The organism is Cellulomonas septica (assembly GCF_012396155.1).
Lineage (GTDB): Bacteria > Actinomycetota > Actinomycetes > Actinomycetales > Cellulomonadaceae > Cellulomonas > Cellulomonas septica.
On sequence record NZ_JAAXOY010000509.1, the window covers coordinates 1 to 2,630 of the forward strand.

Annotated in this window: 3 protein-coding genes; 2 read left to right on the forward strand and 1 reads right to left on the reverse strand. The window is 75.7% G+C overall.

The features are described from left to right. Window positions 1-128: 128 nt before the first annotated feature. On the reverse strand, window positions 129-1,652 hold the full coding sequence (locus HGA02_RS15820) for a CCA tRNA nucleotidyltransferase (protein ID WP_168680042.1): 1,524 nt from the start codon (window positions 1,650-1,652) through the stop codon (window positions 129-131). A gap of 97 nt (window positions 1,653-1,749) precedes the next feature. Between HGA02_RS15820 and HGA02_RS15825 the strand changes: the two genes are divergently transcribed. Further along, window positions 1,750-2,304, forward strand: coding sequence for an NUDIX hydrolase (locus HGA02_RS15825; protein WP_124344210.1), 555 nt, complete (start codon window positions 1,750-1,752; stop codon window positions 2,302-2,304). After that, window positions 2,301-2,630: DUF6049 family protein (locus HGA02_RS15830; protein WP_210728665.1), on the forward strand; the 330-nt coding region annotated here is incomplete at its 3' end. The genes HGA02_RS15825 and HGA02_RS15830, both read left to right, overlap by 4 nt.

The window sequence follows — 2,630 nt, forward strand, 5'->3', positions numbered from 1 at the left end:
CGCCGTGCCCGACGGAACCGACGCGGCCGGGGTCCGCGACGCGCTGGTCGACGCCCTGGTGGGGGCGCAGCAGGAGGACGACGTGTGCCTCCTGGTCGTGCGCCGCGCCTGACCCGACGCCGCCGGCGTCAGCCCGCGGTGCGGGCCTCCCACCACGCGAGCAGCTCCGCGCGTGCCGCGTCCTCGCCGAGCGGACCGCGGTCCATGCGCAGCTCCAGCAGGTGCTGGTAGGCGGCGCCGACGTCGCGGCCCGGGCCGATGCCGAGGATCTCCATGATCTGCGTGCCGTCGAGGTCGGGGCGGATCGACGCGAGCTCCTCCTGCTCGCGCAGCGTCGCGATGCGCTGCTCCAGGTCGTCGTAGGCCGCCGACAGGCGTGCGGCCTTGCGCTGGTTGCGCGTCGTGCAGTCAGACCGCGTCAGCCGGTGGAGGCGCTCGAGCAGCGGGCCTGCGTCGGTCACGTACCGGCGGACCGCGGAGTCGGTCCACCCGCCCTCGCCGTACCCGTGGAAGCGCAGGTGCAGCTCGGTGAGCCGGGCGACGGCCTGCACCGTCGCCTTGTCGAACCGCAGCTCCTTGAGCCGCTTCGCGACCATCTTCGCGCCGACCACCTCGTGGTGGTGGAAGCTCACGCCGCCGCCCTGCTCGAAGCGGCGCGTGCGCGGCTTGCCGATGTCGTGGAGCAGCGCGGCCAGACGCAGGACGAGGTCGGGCCCGGGGACAGCGCCGTCCGGGCCGGTCTCGAGCGCGATCGCCTTGTCGAGCACCGTGAGCGAGTGCTCGTAGACGTCCTTGTGCCGGTGGTGCTCGTCGATCTCCAGGCGGAGCGCGGGCAGCTCGGGCAGCACGTGGTCCGCGAGGCCCGTCTCGACCAGCACCTCCAGACCCACGCGCGGCTGCGCCGACACCAGCAGCTTCGACAGCTCGTCGCGGACCCGCTCGGCCGACACGATCGCGATGCGCTCCGCCATGTCGGTGACCGCCGTGCGCGCCGCCGGGTCCACCTCGAAGCCGAGCTGCGCGGCGAAGCGCGCCGCGCGCATCATCCGCAGCGGGTCGTCGTCGAACGACTGCCGCGGGTCCACCGGGGTGCGCAGCACGCCGCGCGCGAGGTCCGCGAGGCCGTCGAACGGGTCGACGAACGTGAGGTCGGGCAGGCGCACCGCCATCGCGTTGACGGTGAAGTCGCGGCGCGACAGGTCGCCCTCGAGGGAGTCGCCGAACACGACCTCGGGCTTGCGCGACGACGGGTCGTACGCGTCGGTGCGGTACGTCGTGACCTCGACGAGCACGTCGCGCGTGCTGCCCCGGCGGCCGCCCGGCATGCGGCGCGCGCCGATCGTGCCGAACTCGCGCCCGATGTCCCAGTGCGCGTCGCCCCACCGCGCGAGGATCGCCTCGGTCTCGTCCGGCGTCGCCGACGTCGTGAAGTCGAGGTCCGCGCTCAGCCGGCCGAGGAACGCGTCCCGGACCGGACCGCCGACGAGCGCGAGCTCGTGGCCCGCCGCCCGGAACAGCTCACCGAGCTCGATCGCGTCGCCCGACAGCCCCGCGAGCACGCCGAGCGCGCGACGGCGCAGCGCCGCGAGGGCCGCGGAGGGGTCGGTGGTGCTCGCGCCGGTCGCGGCGCCGGTCGGGTCCAGGGAGGGCACTCGTCCAAGCCTGCCAGACGCGGTCGTGGTCATGCGGCGCGCACCCGGGCGGCCGGTGCGGAACCGGACGCTCCCGGCGAGTCGTTACAGTGGCCGCATGTCGAGCCCGGCGCAGCCCTCCGTGCCCGGGGGTGTGCCCGCGCCGCCCGGTGGGCACGCGCTGCGGATCGACCCCCGGCACGCCGTCGTGCGGCCCGCCCCGACCCCCCTGCCCGTCGTCGACGAGACCTCCGCGGGCGGGATCGTCGTCCAGCAGCGCGACGGGGTCTACCAGGCCGCGGTCATCGCGCGCCGCAACCGCGCCGGCCGCCTCGAGTGGTGCCTGCCGAAGGGCCACCTCGAGGGCACCGAGACGCCCGAGCAGGCCGCGGTCCGCGAGATCGCGGAGGAGACGGGCATCACCGGGCAGGTGCTGCGGCGGCTCGGCGTCATCGACTACTGGTTCTCCGGCGACGACCGCCGCGTGCACAAGGTCGTCCACCACTTCCTGCTCGGCGCCGTCGGCGGCACCCTCACCGTCGAGGGCGACCCGGACGGCGAGGCCGAGGACGCGGCGTGGGTCGCCGTGACGGACCTGCACGACCGGCTCGCGTACCCGAACGAACGGCGTCTCGCCGAGGCGGCGCTCGTCGTGCTCGTCGGCGAGGCATGAGCGCGGCCCTGCGCCGCGGCCAGGTCCACCGCGCGGCCGTCGTCCTGCTCGTCGTCGCGCTCGCCGTGCTCTGCCTCGGGACCCTCGTGGCCGTGCCCCCCGCGGGGGCGACCAGCACCCCCTCCCCCAGCCCGACCGCCACCTGGCCCGTGTCCGTGCAGGTCACGCGCGTGACGCCCGAGGTGCTGCGGCCCGGCGACGACCTGACGGTCACCGCGACCATCCGCAACGACGGCGCCGAGGCGGTCGCCTCGCCGTCCGCCGTGCTGCGCATCAGCCGCGTCCGCCCGCACACCCGCGCCGACCTCGAGGCCTGGGTGTCCGGC

Bases quoted from the DNA above. Each gene is read 5' to 3' on its own strand.
- HGA02_RS15825 (WP_124344210.1), top strand. From the start codon at position 1,750: ATGTCGAGCCCGGCGCAGCCCTCCGTGCCCGGGGGTGTGCCCGCGCCG.